The 15,131-nt window shown below is 42.9% G+C and carries 14 protein-coding genes and 1 pseudogene; 1 reads left to right on the top strand and 14 read right to left on the bottom strand.

Annotated features, from left to right (window positions below; genetic code table 11):
- Positions 1 to 440 (bottom strand): annotated as a pseudogene (locus tag JL57_RS36030) (transposase); the annotation flags it as partial.
- A 202-nt stretch (positions 441 to 642) separates the two neighbouring features.
- Between JL57_RS36030 and JL57_RS36025 the strand changes: the two are divergent.
- A complete protein-coding gene (locus JL57_RS36025; RefSeq protein WP_291300811.1) occupies positions 643 to 1,593 on the top strand; it encodes a tyrosine-type recombinase/integrase in 951 nt (316 codons plus the stop codon).
- 253 nt (positions 1,594 to 1,846) lie between these two features.
- On the opposite strand, the gene JL57_RS31365 is transcribed toward JL57_RS36025, so the two are convergent.
- From JL57_RS31365 to JL57_RS31310, 13 genes are all read right to left on the bottom strand, one after another.
- On the bottom strand, positions 1,847 to 2,134 hold the full coding sequence (locus JL57_RS31365; RefSeq protein WP_034145799.1) for a transposase: 288 nt from the start codon (positions 2,132 to 2,134) through the stop codon (positions 1,847 to 1,849).
- A gap of 39 nt (positions 2,135 to 2,173) precedes the next feature.
- On the bottom strand, positions 2,174 to 2,929 hold the full coding sequence (locus tag JL57_RS31360; RefSeq protein WP_291300810.1) for a tyrosine-type recombinase/integrase: 756 nt from the start codon (positions 2,927 to 2,929) through the stop codon (positions 2,174 to 2,176).
- A 75-nt stretch (positions 2,930 to 3,004) separates the two neighbouring features.
- Positions 3,005 to 3,853 (bottom strand): tyrosine-type recombinase/integrase, encoded by an 849-nt coding sequence (locus tag JL57_RS31355; RefSeq protein WP_291300809.1) that lies wholly within the window; start codon positions 3,851 to 3,853, stop codon positions 3,005 to 3,007.
- Between the two features lie 83 nt (positions 3,854 to 3,936).
- Positions 3,937 to 4,155, bottom strand: coding sequence for a hypothetical protein (locus JL57_RS36020; protein WP_291300808.1), 219 nt, complete (start codon positions 4,153 to 4,155; stop codon positions 3,937 to 3,939).
- A gap of 191 nt (positions 4,156 to 4,346) precedes the next feature.
- Positions 4,347 to 5,129, bottom strand: a complete 783-nt coding sequence (locus JL57_RS31350; RefSeq protein ID WP_034145798.1) for a TIGR00282 family metallophosphoesterase — start codon at positions 5,127 to 5,129, stop codon at positions 4,347 to 4,349.
- Positions 5,130 to 5,330: 201 nt separating this feature from the next.
- The gene (locus JL57_RS31345; protein ID WP_034145797.1) at positions 5,331 to 5,858 is read right to left on the bottom strand and encodes a hypothetical protein; all 528 of its coding nucleotides are present in this window, start codon (positions 5,856 to 5,858) and stop codon (positions 5,331 to 5,333) included.
- Positions 5,859 to 6,033: 175 nt separating this feature from the next.
- Entirely contained in the window at positions 6,034 to 7,584 is a 1,551-nt protein-coding gene (gene rny / locus JL57_RS31340; RefSeq protein ID WP_034145796.1) for a ribonuclease Y, read from the bottom strand.
- Between the two features lie 290 nt (positions 7,585 to 7,874).
- Positions 7,875 to 8,417: a regulatory protein RecX gene (locus JL57_RS31335; protein WP_034145795.1), complete on the bottom strand. Its 543-nt coding sequence runs from the start codon at positions 8,415 to 8,417 to the stop codon at positions 7,875 to 7,877.
- A complete protein-coding gene (gene recA / locus JL57_RS31330) occupies positions 8,395 to 9,438 on the bottom strand; it encodes a recombinase RecA (protein WP_034145794.1) in 1,044 nt (347 codons plus the stop codon). The genes JL57_RS31335 and recA overlap by 23 nt, the downstream gene beginning before the upstream one ends.
- Positions 9,439 to 9,669: 231 nt before the next feature.
- Positions 9,670 to 11,289: a DEAD/DEAH box helicase gene (locus JL57_RS31325; RefSeq protein WP_291300807.1), complete on the bottom strand. Its 1,620-nt coding sequence runs from the start codon at positions 11,287 to 11,289 to the stop codon at positions 9,670 to 9,672.
- Complete coding sequence (locus JL57_RS31320) at positions 11,279 to 12,553, bottom strand: competence/damage-inducible protein A (RefSeq protein ID WP_034145792.1); 1,275 nt, start codon at positions 12,551 to 12,553, stop codon at positions 11,279 to 11,281. Before JL57_RS31320 ends, JL57_RS31325 begins: the two co-directional genes overlap by 11 nt.
- A gap of 478 nt (positions 12,554 to 13,031) precedes the next feature.
- Positions 13,032 to 14,501 (bottom strand): AAA family ATPase, encoded by a 1,470-nt coding sequence (locus tag JL57_RS31315; protein ID WP_034145791.1) that lies wholly within the window; start codon positions 14,499 to 14,501, stop codon positions 13,032 to 13,034.
- Between the two features lie 26 nt (positions 14,502 to 14,527).
- A complete protein-coding gene (locus JL57_RS31310) occupies positions 14,528 to 15,046 on the bottom strand; it encodes a hypothetical protein (protein WP_034145790.1) in 519 nt (172 codons plus the stop codon).
- Between the last annotated feature and the right edge of the window lie 85 nt (positions 15,047 to 15,131).

Raw genomic sequence — 15,131 nt, 5'->3', positions numbered from 1 at the left:
AATCGATCGGGTAACACATGAATAAGAAATCGTCTGCTAAATTCATCGGCTGTTAAAACCATATTTTTTTGCTTGTTGTTATCTTTGTAGTCACGCCATCTGAATGTAACAAGATCATCCTCGATTTTTAGTATACGATCGTTAGAAAGAGCAACGCGATGCGTATAGCGTCCGAGATATTCAACAACACAGCCAGCGTTCTTGAAGGGTGGCTTACAATAGACAATCCATTCTTTTTGATAAAGCGATGATAATAAATCATTGAACTTACAATTATCTTGCAGATAAGAAATTGAACCATGAAATTCAAGATCAGCCTGTTTAAGATAATATAAAAACTTGCCTCTAAATTTTCTTGATAGTACTTTTACTGGGATAAAAAACTTTTTTCTTGAGTTAAGTCCGCCTCCTGGTACAATGCCATGAATATGGGGAGTATTCCGATATCGGAATACCCCGCATTATCCCGATAAATTTTTTATTCCGATTTTTATAAGAACATGTTCAATATCATAGAAATCCTGAGAAATGCTTTTATAAAAATCGGAATAATTGTGCTTGAGTTTTTGTCGCATTTTCATCTGATATCACAAATAATTATGCTGCAGGACAATTCCTGACTAATTATTATGAGGTGATTTCATGAAGAAAATCGAACTAACACTACTTGTAAATGATATCCTAAAAGAAATGGAAATCCTACAATTGCACCGGCGAACCATAACCTACTATAAATCCGGACTGTCATCTATCTGTGAATTCTTTGAGAATCATAAGAAGTATTCCTTTACTGAGAATATGTTAGATGTTTTTCTTGAAGATATGAATGAAAAACTGTTGCGGAATGAATTGTCTTTATTCCAGTTTAAGCGTTTGGAGCGTGCCTCCAAAGTTCTGGCGCGTTATACCAATATAGGAAAACTAACTTGGGATACTCTGCCAAAAGGTTCTAGTATTGAGGTAAATGGATATTTTTCTGACATTTCATCCAGTTATGAAGTGTTTCTTGGCAGGCACCGGATAAGCGGAATTCGCTATATTCGGGCTAATGTCAGACACTTCCTTAAGTTTTTGGAAGAAATCGGTCACAAGGATTTCACGGGAATGTCATTACAGATAATTAGGGATTTTCTGATAGCTACCCAACCTACCCACAGGGGAAGCATGCCCAACGTTATTGATTCTGTTAAGAAATTTGTACGCTTCCTTAATGTAGAAGGACTAACGGCACTTACTCCGGAAATGATACTATTTAAAGTAGCAACACCCCGAAAAAAGGTTCTTCCATGCTTTAGTCAGGAAGAAGTTAAGGCTATGCTGGAACAGATTAATACGTATACGCCACAAGGAAAAAGAGACTATGCTATTATCTATCTGGCATCGCGGACAGGACTTCGGTGTTCAGATATCCTGGGCCTGAAGTTGACAGACATTGACTGGAAACATAATGAAATGCATATCATCCAAAAGAAAACTGGAGAAGCGCTGTCCCTCCCATTCGGCTCTGATACATCTGCTTTGGTTATTCCTCTACAGTTATGTTTCCTCTTGAGCATGAGATGGTGGATTTTACAGAGCCTAAGGATCAAATAATAGCTGCCGGTATAGCCTAGATAAAGTTTCAAATGGAGATAAATCCTGTATGCTCCATAGTCCGGGTTGTCTGCACGAATTTGAAGGATCTTAGCCAAAAGTTCTTCGTATTTGTAAGGCTTGGACTGCCTTTTTAACCACTTATAATATCCGGCTTCACTAACCTGTAAGACCTTACACATAGTTTTTATGCTGTGCTTGGTTTTCTCTTTAGTTTTTTGAAGCCATATCCAATGAAAAAGTTCTCGTGCAGCTATTTCTTTTGGCTCTCTGCGAAAAAACCTAAGGCCCTTTTTAGAATATCATTGGCTACTTCAAGGTCTTTGATCTTCTTTTCCATTGCTTTGATTTCTGCCGTTTTTGGATCAACACGTTTATGTCCGCTGCCAACAAAAGCTATTTCTCCATACCGTTTTGATCGATTTATCCAAGAGTATAGCGTTGTTACTGGAATCCCCAGCTTCTCTGAGGCAGCTGTCGGCCCTAATTCATAGGACAACTTGATGGCCTCTTGTTTGAAGTCTTTGTCATATTCTCGCATCTGGATTACCTTCTTTCGTTTTTCCTATTCTTTCCAGAATTACGAGTTTTCTGACTTAACTAAAATGATACTACTCCATATATTTATTCCACAATTCCCGGAAGTTTGTCTGTAGCCATTGCCTTTTATGGAAAGAGTTGCCCCTTGCAGAAAAAAATAAGCCCTGTGAGGGTACTGCTTCCGTATTGCTGCATCATATTTTTTCAAAAGTTGAATCATGGAATCGTGCAGCACTACATAATACTGGGCATGCCCTTTGGAATAATGGATGTCCAAAATCCCCTGGCACAAGTCGACATCCTCAACCCTCAGCATTCTTGCCTCATTGGTTCGTATTCCACTACTGTAAAGAAGACGGAAGAATACAGGAACGGTTATCTTCCTGGAACGCTGTTCGGAAGTGCGCGATACGGAAGGCAGACTGTCACAAGCACGGAAAAAATTTTCCAGTTCAGCCTCTGTAAAAGAATGAGGAATATACGTGAGTCGCTCTTTCCTTGGAATGTCAGCCACCATAACGTCTGTTTTTCCGCGCTTTCTCAAATATTGTATAAAACTGGCAACAACATAGGTTCTTGATCTGCATGAATTGTTGGTTTCCGTGTCGCGTTTATGGCACCATCCATCCACCATTCCCTGAGACAGAAGAGCAACTTCCTGATACTGTTTCTTGCAGTACCGATCAAACAGGAGGAAGTTTGGATCATAAGAAGCTTCATTCCAATGTCCGGATGCTTTCTGGTAGGAAACATATGCCTGCATGAGCGGTGCAAGAAAAGAAGTGAACTTATTCATGAGAGAACACCTCCTCTGACACAGGAAAATGCTCTATGTTGATAGAGCATTCTTTCAGATGCAGAAAATCTGCACTTAGATATGCCTCAAGGGATCTGGCGAAGTGTGACCAAGTACCCTGCTGATGACAGGCTGAGGGACTCCGTTTCCCAAAAGGGCTGTAGCAAGGTGATGGCGGAAGATATGGAATCCTTTCCGTTCGCCTTTGGACTGCCGGAGGCCAGCAGCTTTCATGATCCGGACTGCCACGTTGCCAATGCTTCTGCTATTCAATCGATCGTATGGTTTATTCTGTGTAACAAATAGATATCTGCTTTCTGTGCGGGGACGTTCAGAAGTCAGATAGTCATAAATGGCATTACCGACAACTGCTGTTAAAGGAAGTTCAAGAGGAAACTCCGTTTTCTGCTGTCTGATAGAGATTAAATCCCTGTCCCAGTCAATGGAGTCAAGGGTCATTCCTGCAATATCGCAGCCACGCAGTCCTGTGTAAAGTGCAAGCATCCCGATAGCTTTATCACAGAGCGTAAGGAGATTTTCACCATTAGCTAGTGCTTCCTTAAACTTCTGGATTTCCTCTGATGTTAGATACTGTATATTTTTTCTAGTTTCCCTTAAGGCAGGAAGAAAAGCCAAAATACGATGACAAGCTTCTGGATAATAGGGGATGCACGCCTTCAATACTGCAGCAACATTTTTCTTGTAAGAACAACTCCTTAACAGTGTTTCATCCGAAGACATGAATATGGAAAGCACATCTTCTTCTGTAATTTTAACCAGGCTATCTATTCCTTTTTGCTGGAGGGATAAGAAAAATGTGGATGTATTATGAGATTCTGTATAAATGGTGGTAACCTTCTTGCCACGTTTCTTTTCTGCTTCACAGTAATAGTCAATGACTGATTTGAACTCTGGTGACAACAACGGATAAGCACCTCTTTTGAAAAGCTCATGTCTGCGTCTACCATCTGGGAATCTGCTATGGACATCAAACTTTTCAATGGCTCCTATGATAGTCCGCTTTTCACGGAGATAATCAGGGGATTGTGATGTTTTGGTGTATTCCAGATAGACATCTCTATAGCATGACCATTCCTTTGAATCCACAGCTGACAGGATTTTTCAATCTCTCTTTTGAATCTGTCAACGTATAGTTTTGAGTAACCGCTGGTTTTCATGTGGGAAATGAGCTTAGGATAATTATCCCCGAGGTTTTGTACATTCATTTGTATGCCCTCCTGTTCATTTGATAAGAGGAGCATACGGCAAAGGAATAAAATCCAAACCTTTTTTCATCAAAGCCCTTAAATATTAGGCGTATTTGAAAAAGGTTTGGATTTTATTTAGGTTTGGATAACTAGAAATCATATATTGCGAGCCATGGTTCGAGATCGCCAATCGAGCTTCTTGCCTCGCTTTAAGCCTCTGCAATCCGTTGGATTGCTTCAATGTGGCGCGCTTTTCCAGTTTCCTCATCAATATCTATGACCACGGCATTGATCTGAATAGGACCACTGGCTAACTCGAACTTTGCGGGTAGTTGGGTTAAGAAGCGATTAATAATAATCTCCTTTTTTACGCCCAAGACAGAATCCCTTGGCCCGGTCATCCCAACATCCGTAATATAGGCGGTTCCTTGATGAAGCAGACGAGCATCCGCAGTTTGAATATGGGTATGGGTTCCCACAACAGCACTGACCTTGCCATCCAAAAACCAACCTAAGGCCATTTTCTCCGAAGTAGCCTCAGCATGAAAATCAAGGATGATAATGGGCGTCTCTTGCCTCATCTGATTAACCCAACGTATCGCCCCACTAAAGGGATCGTCAAGCGATGGTAAAAAGATGCGCCCTGAAAGATTAAGGACACCAATTTTCTTACCAAAGGCTCTCAGGAATCCATGCCCTTGTCCCGGTGCCCCAACTGGATAATTCGCTGGGCGAATAATTCTATGTTCACGATCAATGAAGTTCATGATATCTCGATTATCCCAAACATGATTGCCCATCGTCAAAAATTCGATTCCATAGCCATATAGCTCCTCGGCAATATCTTTGGTTAACCCTTTTCCGGCTGCGGCATTTTCGCCATTAGCCATAGTCACATCAATTTTATATTCCACCTGAATTGGTTTTAAAAAACGTTTAACCGCTTCCCTTCCAGGCTTGCCTACAATATCCCCAATAAAAAGTATGTGCAACAAACGTACCCCCCTTTTAAATCGAGGTTCGATGTTCGAAGCTCGATGTTCGAAGTTAGCACATCGAATGTCGCACATCTTACCTAAACATTATCCATAGAATGCCATTATGCTTACTATTTCATACAATTTTCAATGACTGGTTCAAGGCTCGAATCTTGAGAATAGAGGTTCGAATTCCGAAATCGAGCATCGATTACGCTAGGACTTGAAGACCAAAACACGCCCTTCTTCTCGCAATGCAACCACGTTTTTACTCATAGTATCGCTTTGGATTGAGTAAAGCATTTTACTGATCATTTCCTCCTGGTAAATCTGTTCCTCTTCGGGCAGATACATTTCATCATACACCAGCTGTTTCTGGTACTTCCGCTTTAGCAGCTCGACAATCAGCCCAACTTCTCGTTGAGTCATACTTTCGACATCTCGAGTTACAGTAATAACACAGACATTTTCTTCGCTTCGGGAGATGATATCAAAAACCCTCATGCTCCGACCTTCAAGTTGATGGAAGAATTCTACAGCAGGTTTTAACATGTCCTGAAGAGTAGAGGCCTCTTGTGATTGAGTAATCATAAACGTGATTTTTAGAGCATGTTGCTCACACCAATAATGTACAGACCCTACTTCAGGGTATCTCAAAAGTATCGAGGTTAGCAATCCCACTCCATCTTGGGCACGTCCTCCGTCATGGGTGCGCCCTCCGTCTTTATATAAACTACTAAACATCTAATTTCAGCCCTCTCTTTTACGCTGTCCTAACATGTATTTATTCGGCATAAGCTTGCAAACTCCTGCTCCAAACCTCTATCAAACATACTGGTCAAATATGGTATAGGGCATTCACCTTATTAAAAAACCAGGCGACCCACTGGATCGCCTGGTTAGGTATCTCACTATTATACTATTTTGCGAAGTCAACGGCTCTGGTCTCTCGAATTACAACCACCTTAATTTGTCCCGGATATTCAAGTTCTTCTTCAATTCGTTTACTAATCTCACGAGCTACTCGCGGAGCGAGCACATCGTCAATCTTATCAGGTTTGACAATAATACGAACTTCTCGTCCAGCTTGAATAGCAAAGCACTTTTCTACCCCTTCAAAACTCTCGGCGATTTCTTCAAGTTTTTGTAGACGTTTAATATAAGTTTCCAGAGTCTCCCTACGTGCTCCAGGGCGAGCGGCTGAGACCGCATCAGCAGCAGCAACAAGTACTGCAACAATGGTCTTGGGTTCTACATCGTTATGATGGGCTTCAATAGCGTGAAGAACATCACCGGATTCCTTATATTTTCTAACCAGATCCACCCCAATTTGCACATGGGTCCCTTCTAGGTCATGATCTACAGCCTTGCCAATATCATGCAGAAGACCTGCCCGCTTTGCAAGTTGAATATCTACACCTAACTCCGCCGCCATCAATCCAGCCAGATGGGACACTTCAGTGGAGTGCTTCAAAACATTCTGTCCATAACTTGTGCGGAATTTTAGTCGCCCAAGCAAACGAATTAATTCAGGATGTAAGCCATGCACACCTGTTTCAAAGGTTGCTTGTTCCCCTTCTTCCCTGATCTTTTGGTCAACTTCTTTCTGAGCCTTTTCAACCATTTCTTCAATTCGTGCTGGGTGAATGCGCCCATCGGCAATGAGTTTTTCCAAAGCAATTCGCGCAACTTCTCGGCGAATTGGGTCAAACCCTGATAAAATTACAGCCTCTGGTGTATCATCAATGATAAGATCAATCCCCGTAAGGGTTTCTAAAGTTCGGATATTTCGTCCCTCACGACCGATAATTCGCCCTTTCATTTCGTCACTGGGCAACGCTACAACGGATACCGTCGTTTCAGCCACATGATCCGCTGCGCACCGCTGTATCGCTAAGGCAATAATATTCTTTGCCCGTTTCTCAGCTTCTTCCTTGGCACGTGTCTCAATCTCTTTAATCATGATTGCCGATTCATAGCGAACGTCTTCCTCAACACGTTTCAAAAGCAATTGTTTAGCTTCTTCTGAGGTCATTCCAGATAAGCGCTCAAGCTCCGCTTGTTCCTTACCAACAATCTGGTTGAGTTCTTCTTTAAGTTGTTCTACTTCGCCGTCTTTGCGGTGCAGATTTTCTTCTTTTCGTTCCAGTGACTCAATTTTACGGTCTAGACTTTCCTCTTTTTGGAGCAAGCGCCGCTCAAGGCGTTGGAGTTCATTGCGCCTCTCCCGAGTTTCCTTTTCAACTTCATTGCGAATATGCATGACTTCTTCTTTAGCAGCAACGACAGACTCTCTCTTCTTGCTTTCAGCAGCTGAATGGGCACTTTCAACAATACGCTTAGCCTCTTCTTCTGCAGATCCAATACCCTTTTCTGCAGTACTTTTGCGGAAAAGCCAACCTGCTAAAACACCCAGACCTAATCCAACTAAAACAGATACTAACCCGGTAATAATTAGTTCAATAATCATACGTCTACACACCTCCTTGTTTGACAAATTTTCTATTTTTTGCATTAAAAAAGCTGGTTTCCAAAACCAGTCACTTTTAAGCATAACCTTAAAACAGGTGTCTTCTCCTGTTTCCTACAAACTATCGCTCGCTAGTCAAAAAAACCTATATTTTAGCTAACTACAACGAAATCTATAAGAAAACCTTTAAAGGTTAAATCTTAACAGAGACAGGTCTCTGCTAAGATTTTAATATCATTTGCAATCAATGTCAAGCTTGTCCTAAACAGATACATTCTATACACCAGGGCCTACCGCTCGTCGTCTAGATTATGACTGTCCTCAAGATTATTTAGTGCTTTCCATACTAAATCCGTGGGATAGCCGCGTTGGATGAGCTTACGGGCGATTTTATGCTGTATCCATAATTCTCGTGGAACATACCGCTTGGCTTGTTCTGCCTCGTGCCTTTGTTCCCAACGCTTCCCCTCTTCTCCCCACCATCGCTTGGCAAGGGTTAAACATTGCTGATATTCGTCATCATCAGAATAGGTTGACTCTAACGCTTGCTCAATCAAGCAGGGGTCAAGCCCCCGTATTTTCATGTCTTGTTGAACTCTTCTCTTCGAATAACGTTTAAGCCGACTTTCCGAATACATTAAAGCAAATTCCTGGTCGTTTAGGTAGCCTAGTTTAAGAAGTTTATCCAGCACTCCCGTGACCTCAGAGCTTTCGAAACCCTTTTCCAGAAGACGCGTCTCCAATTCATAATGAGTCATCGACCGACGGGATAAACAATCCACCGCAACGACCATCGCACTCTTAATGGGTTTAGATTTCGTCAAGAGAATCATCTTCCTCAGGCTCAGTGCTCGTCTCTACAACAGCACTCATATTGGCCCGGATCTGTCGTTCAAGTTCGTTTGCCTTATCTGGGTGCTGCTTAAGGTATTCCTTGACATTCTCTCGGCCTTGACCCAGCCGCTCGCCGTTATAGGAGTACCAAGCGCCAGACTTATTGATGATTTCCATCTCCGTCCCGATATCCACAATGCTTCCTTCGCGGGAAATCCCTTCTCCATACATGATATCAAAATCTGCCATCTTAAAGGGTGGGGAGACTTTATTCTTCACGATTTTGACTCGTGTTTTGTTACCGACAATATCCTGACCTTGTTTCAAGGCTTCTTGCCTGCGAATATCCATTCGAATTGTAGCGTAAAATTTAAGGGCTCGTCCACCTGTGGTAGTTTCAGGACTGCCAAACATTACGCCAATTTTTTCTCGTATTTGATTAATAAAAATGACACAAGTATTGCTTTTGCTAATCGAGCCAGTCAACTTTCGTAAGGCCTGAGACATGAGGCGGGCGTGCAAGCCGACATGATTGTCACCCATCTCACCCTCAATCTCAGCGCGAGGAACTAAGGCAGCCACTGAGTCAACCACCACAACATCCACTGCGGCACTGCGTACAAGAGCCTCGCAGATTTCAAGTCCTTGTTCTCCAGTATCCGGTTGCGACACGAGCAAATCATCGATGTTTACTCCTAAGGCTTTAGCATAAACTGGATCTAGTGCATGCTCTGCATCGATAAAAGCAGCCACTCCGCCCAATTTCTGTGCTTCAGCGACGATATGTAGTGCCACCGTGGTTTTACCTGACGACTCAGGACCGAAAATCTCGATGACCCGCCCACGTGGGACCCCTCCCACGCCTAAGGCAAGGTCTATCGCTAAACAACCTGTTGGAATGACGTCAATCGACAGTCCTGCCGAAGATTCCCCAAGTTTCATGATGGAACCCTTACCAAACTGCTTTTCAATCTGAGCTAGGGCAATGTCTAATGCTTTCAGCTTATTTGTTTCCGCCATTCTATAACCTCCTCATCATGGTCCTACCCAAAACATCTGTTCGGTTTCTATTATAGAGGTACCTCATAATGCTTGTCAATTTGTTTATCTACAACCGACAGTAAAACAAATTATCTTACAATTTAATAGATCATGAGGTGATAGTGTTCGTTGATCAGTAGAAAAAAGAGTCTTTCACTTCAGTTCATCCTCTAGAAGTGAAAGACTCTTTGACCTAAATCAATTTACTCATTAGAACTCGGCACTTTCACGAGCTTTGGCCGGCTCAACACTTACCTTACGCCCTTTTATCAAAGTCTGATGCATACAGCTCTGGACCCTGGTGGCATACTTTTCGGGAATCTCGACAAATGTAAATTTATCATAAATATTAATGATCCCAATCGTGTTTCCAGAAATCCCGCTTTGGTCTGCAATCCAGCGGATGATATCCTGGGGGCGAATTTGCTGGATTCGACCGATATTAATAAAAAAGCGTACCATTCCTGCCGAAGCCCCTGTGTTTCCAAAAAGCCGCTCATCTTGCTCTTTAACTTCAGAGCGTTCTTCAACATTCGCGCCCTCGACTGCAAACTTTAAGGCGGCTGCTGCCACATCGATGGAATCGTATTCCTGGAACAATTCCCCGACTATCGCTCGATAATTGCCGAGTCGATTACTCTGGATTAGTTTCAAGAGTTGATTCTTGAGATTTTCAGCTTGTCGCTCACTTATATCGGCCATCGAAGGAAGCTCTTGCCGACGGATTCTCGTCTTAATAAGATTCTCAATGAGGCGAAGTTGACGATACTCCTTCGGGGATATTAAGGTTATTGCTTGACCTTTACGTCCGACCCTTCCAGTCCGTCCGATTCTATGAACATAGGATACTGGATCTTGAGGAATATCAAAGTTAATGACATGAGTCACGTTATTAATATCCAAGCCCCTAGCCGCTACATCCGTAGCCACCAATAATTCAGACTTTCCGTCTCTAAATCGCTTCATGACTCGATCCCGTTGTTGCTGGCTCAAATCCCCATGCAAAGCATCCGCAAAATAGCCTCGGGCTTCAAGTGCCACTACGAGCTCATCCACCCCGCGTTTTGTGCGGCAAAAGACGATTCCCTGACCGATATCTTCCATGTCAATGATTCTACCTAGGGCATCCACTTTAATGCTTTCCCTGGTCTCATAGAAAACCTGATCAATCAGGGGAACGGTTAATTCATCCCGACTGACGGTAACGGAACGCGGGGACTTCATATAAGTTTGGGCTAATTTGCGAATTCCAGGGGGCATCGTTGCTGAAAAAAGTAACACTTGCCTATTTTCAGAAGGAACCTCCTTTAAGAGGCATTCAATGTCATCGATAAAGCCCATATCCAACATCTCGTCCGCTTCATCGAGAACCACCATTTTCACATGTTGTAGACGAAGTGTCCCACGGTTTAAATGGTCTAACAACCGGCCAGGAGTTCCAACAACCACCTGATATCCCATCCTTAAGGCGCGAATCTGACGGTCAATGGGCTGTCCACCATAGATCGGCAACGGTTTGACATGCCGATACTTGCCAAGCTTAGCAATTTCCTCGGCAACCTGAATCGCCAATTCCCGAGTTGGTGTGACAATAAGTGCTTGCACCGCTTGGAATTTAGCATTTACCATTTCTGTAATAGGGATTCCAAAAGCAGCTGTCTTACCAGTTCCTGTCTGAGCCTGCCCGATAAGGTCTATCCCCTCTAGGGCAACTGGGATTGCTTCTTTTTGAATCGGAGAAGGCTCTTCAAACCCCATCTCTGACAAAGCTTGTAAAACCTGTTTGCTTAACTGAATATCTCCAAAACTTTGTAATCGTTCAACCATCACCTATTTGTAAACCCCTTTCGCTATTCAACATCCACTGTCTCACTCCATTAAGGGCTGCATGAACGGTTAACTGACGAACAGACTGCCGTTCTCCGTATAACTGAATTTTTTCTACTTGAACACCCGCAGGTGTCGCTATACTTATAAATACAAGACCTACCGGTTTTTGATCACTGCCTCCATCCGGCCCCGCGATCCCCGTTGTTGAGATGGCGAGATCTGATCCGGTCTTAGCACGAATTCCTTCTGCCATTTCCTTAGCAACCTCTTCACTCACAGCACCAAACGCCTTAAGGGTTTCCTCGCCTACCCCAAGCAACCCTTGTTTAAGAGAATTAGAATAACTCACGACCCCACCCAAATAAAACCGAGAACTTCCCGGTTCCTGAGTGAGCGCAGCACCAAGTAATCCACCAGTACATGACTCAGCCGTTGAAATGGTCAGGTGTCTATCCGTTAATAATTGTCCGACTATCCCGACCATTGTTTCCTGATCTCGGCCAAATACTTTGTTACCTAAACGCTGACGGATTTCTTCCTCTACTCGATCTAACGCTTTAACTGCTTCTCCAGTCGTTTTTTCCGTGCTCCTCGCCACCAAACGAATGTGCATCTCAGCTCGTTTGGCCAGCAATGCCACCGTAACGTTAGGAAGTCTCATCAGTTCGTTGAGTACTTCCTCAATTGCCGATTCTCCGATTCCGAATACTTTTAGGACACGCTCGTTCATTCGTTCGACATGAGGTTCAAGGATCTTCTCTAATTCCGGCCAAACATAATGATCGAACATTGGGTGCAGTTCAAAGGGAGGACCTGGCAATATAATAACGATCTTACCGCTTTTTTCGATGATGGCCCCTGGGGCTGTCCCAATGGGATTGGGCAAAATTTTCGAGTTTACGGGAAAAAAGGCTTGTTTTTCATTACTTTCAGGCATAGGGGCTTTCCGACGACCAAAAAACTGCTTAATTTGTTCTAGACTGGAGGAGTCTAACTCCAACTTCAACTCTAAGACTTTGGCAACTAATTCCTTGGTCAAGTCATCGGCAGTCGGACCTAACCCTCCTGTCGTAATCAGGAGATCAGAACGCCCAAGCGCCTGACGTAAAACTTGTTCTAACCGTTCGGGATTATCACCAACTGTCGTATGATAGTCTACCTCAATGCCCAAAGTCGATAGTTTTCCTGTTAAGTAATGAGCACTCGTATTGAGAGTTTCTCCAAGTAATATCTCAGTCCCCGTTGAGATAATTTCAGCCTTCATATAGTTTATCACTCTCCTATTGTCAACGCAAATAAACACGAAACTTCGTGTTGCAATTCGTATATGTGGATCTTCAAGATACTCCACATTAAATTATTTCTAAATTAAACTAGAAATATCCTTCTTTCCCTTATAAAATATTTATCTAAACTCTAAATCATGATAATTTCTAGCATCAATGTAAAGAAAACTTGGCTGGCACCCACGAAGACACTGTCTTCGCACGTATTAGCCTTCTTGCAGACACTGTCTTCGCATGTATTAGTCATTCTGTCAGCCATGGCGAGGCGACCGGTCGAATGCTATGCCATCCATGGCGCATTCGACACTAGACACGTCCTGTGTCGTCGCCTTAGTTACACTTATGCTTGGAAAGTATATAACGCAAGTTTATACTTTCTGATAGTATAAAAAAACGAAGCCTTTCACTTCAAATTGAGTGAAAGGCTCCACGCTATCGAGTTATTGCCATTAGGGTTTAAGCAACATTAAGCAAATACATCCGCAAATTATCTCCACTTAATGTTTCCTCTTCTCCTAAAATCTCTGTGATTTTAATTAACAAAGGTTTGTTCTTCAAAAGAATTGTCTTCGTTCGCTCTTCGAGTTCTGCTAATATGTCTTTCGTCACAGACTGACGTTGTTCAGCATTCAAACGAGATACGTCCGTAACGCCAAGCGAAGACATTCCAGAAATTAACATTCTTTCCACAAGGTTAAGTGCTTGCTCATAATCACCTGCAGCCCCAGTACTCCTAGTACCTAGGATTTCCTCTTCTGCTAAGGCCCCTGCTAAGGCCACCATGATCTGTTCTTCCAACATCGCTTGAGTATACAGATATAAATCATCCTTCGGATAATGACGAACATATCCTAGGGCATTTCCTCGTGAACGGATGGAAACTTGAGAGACTGAGTTTGGCCGGACCATTTCTGCTAGCAACGCATGCCCACTCTCATGAATAGCCACCCGTCGTAATTCCTCTGCCGTAGGTTTACGATCAAGTTTTTCTCCCAACATCACCTTTTCAACCGCTTCATGTAAATGATGGGCAGTAATTTCACTCACTTCGTCCCGCAGAGCAAGAATGGCAGCTTCGTTGGTAAGACTTTCCAAATGAGCTCCTGAAAATCCAAAGGTTTCATGGGCGATATCTTCTAATATAACCTCTTGAGCCAAAGGTTTATTTTTCGTATGAATTTTCAAGATTGCCACGCGTCCCTCTTTATCAGGAAGATCTACTTTAACTTGCCTGTCAAAACGTCCTGGGCGAAGCAACGCTACATCCAACGCTTCCGGGCGATTCGTAGCGCCCATCACTAAGATGGGCGGACCTTGTTCGGCTTTCAATCCGTCCATTTCAACTAACAGTTGATTAAGGGTTTGGTCATATTCATGATGGGAAACATTACTGCCCCGCTTAGCCCCTAAAATATCCATTTCATCGATAAAAATAATCGCACTCGTTTTCTTTTCTTTCCGCACCATTTCTCGTGCTCTACGAAACAATCCACGGACCCTTTCCGCCCCCACACCAGCATACATTTCTACAAATTCGCTGCCTGAGACCGACAAAAAAGCGGAGTCTGTATATCTTGCCGCTGCTTTGGCAAGCAGTGTTTTTCCCGTACCCGTGGGGCCTGACAACAAGATTCCCTTGAGCGGGCGGATCCCTAAGGCTTTCATCCGGTCAGAGTGAAGTAAAAAGTCTAACGCCTCTTGCAATTCTTTCTTGGCAACACTCTGTCCCCCGATATCCTCAAAATCAATCGCAGTAGTGGCTATAGATACACCATTCCCGTTTTTTAGGATTTGACGTGAAAGGACTAAGGTCCAAACCAGATACGCTGCTACAAGCAGCAATCCAATCGGGAAGACATTATATCCCAAAACCATTAAAAAGGCGAAAACCCCCACTACAAAACCTATTATAATATCAAGTTTCATGTTCTCTCCCCTTCATCGGTAATATCTTACTCTTTTTCTGTTGGCAGAAATTTCTCTTGCCCATCTCGTTCGATTACTTCAATAAGTTGAGCATCTCCCTGATTCATGAGTACGTATATGGCATCATTATCCATCTCTAATTCAAGCTGTACGCCTGCTTGTTCCGCCTGTATCCTTACATTTTGGGCCATTTCCGTGAAATTTCCACGCGCTATACCTTCTTGTATGGCAAACTGAATTTGTCCATATAGTTTTTCGAGAGTTTCATTCTTATGATCTTTAAATCGAATTGGAACATCTTCAGCTAATTTCACTAGAGTTTGACTTGTCTGACGAAGGTTCACCAATTGATCAGTAACCACAACCATCTCTTTCTCGCCACGATTAGTCACCACTTTAGCGGAAATGACGCCTGGAATTTGCTGACTTTGATTCAAGATCAAAACATCAACCCACTTCTTTTGATAGATAAGTTTGCCTCCAAGGAGCAAACCAAATATCAGGAACCCTACAAGGCTAATCAGCAGTATCCGCTGTCTCGTCATCTCTTCTTCCTCCATTATGTCATACTTAATGCTACATCACACAATATATCAACATTATAGCACGTAGTATATCATTCTGAAGCAA

Source organism: Desulfosporosinus sp. BICA1-9, from assembly GCF_000802135.1.
Note: the sequence above shows the minus strand (reverse complement) of the source record. Positions and strands in the feature narration are given on the sequence as shown.

Coding starts and splice junctions, on each gene's coding strand:
- JL57_RS36025 (WP_291300811.1), top strand. CDS start 643: ATGAAGAAAATCGAACTAACACTACTTGTAAATGATATCCTAAAAGAA.
- JL57_RS31345 (WP_034145797.1), bottom strand. CDS start 5,858: ATGTTTAGTAGTTTATATAAAGACGGAGGGCGCACCCATGACGGAGGA.
- JL57_RS36020 (WP_291300808.1), bottom strand. CDS start 4,155: ATGAATGTACAAAACCTCGGGGATAATTATCCTAAGCTCATTTCCCAC.
- rny (WP_034145796.1), bottom strand. CDS start 7,584: ATGATTATTGAACTAATTATTACCGGGTTAGTATCTGTTTTAGTTGGA.
- JL57_RS31360 (WP_291300810.1), bottom strand. CDS start 2,929: ATGAATAAGTTCACTTCTTTTCTTGCACCGCTCATGCAGGCATATGTT.
- JL57_RS31365 (WP_034145799.1), bottom strand. CDS start 2,134: ATGCGAGAATATGACAAAGACTTCAAACAAGAGGCCATCAAGTTGTCC.
- JL57_RS31320 (WP_034145792.1), bottom strand. CDS start 12,553: ATGAAGGCTGAAATTATCTCAACGGGGACTGAGATATTACTTGGAGAA.
- recA (WP_034145794.1), bottom strand. CDS start 9,438: ATGGCGGAAACAAATAAGCTGAAAGCATTAGACATTGCCCTAGCTCAG.
- JL57_RS31315 (WP_034145791.1), bottom strand. CDS start 14,501: ATGAAACTTGATATTATAATAGGTTTTGTAGTGGGGGTTTTCGCCTTT.
- JL57_RS31310 (WP_034145790.1), bottom strand. CDS start 15,046: ATGACGAGACAGCGGATACTGCTGATTAGCCTTGTAGGGTTCCTGATA.
- JL57_RS31335 (WP_034145795.1), bottom strand. CDS start 8,417: ATGATTCTCTTGACGAAATCTAAACCCATTAAGAGTGCGATGGTCGTT.